The sequence below is a fragment of the Paraburkholderia sp. SIMBA_054 genome (assembly GCF_046534875.1).
Taxonomy (GTDB): domain Bacteria; phylum Pseudomonadota; class Gammaproteobacteria; order Burkholderiales; family Burkholderiaceae; genus Paraburkholderia; species Paraburkholderia hospita.
Window position 1 is genome coordinate 1 of sequence record NZ_JAWRXV010001078.1, and the last position, 260, is coordinate 260.

Sequence of the window (260 nt, forward strand, 5' to 3'; positions counted from 1 at the left end):
GCATTCGCGATGTTCTCGCGATCAGTCTGTACAGCGTCATTCCGAATGCAGTCGGCGCGGTCGGGCTGATTCTGATTGCTCGCCATTCCGATCGGCGCGGAGAACGGCGCCGGCACTTCGCGGTATGCACGATCGGCGGCGGCATCGCGCTTTCGCTTTTGACCCTGCATTTAAGCAGTTTTCCTGCGATGCTCGCGATTCTCTCGCTTGCCGCCGTGCTGATTTGCGCCGCGTTGCCGATCTTCTGGACGGTGCCGGCG

The 260-nt window shown here is 61.5% G+C and carries 1 pseudogene; it reads left to right on the plus strand.

From position 1 onward, the window contains the following. Nucleotides 1-260, plus strand: a pseudogene (locus SB822_RS58485) (MFS transporter); the annotation flags it as partial.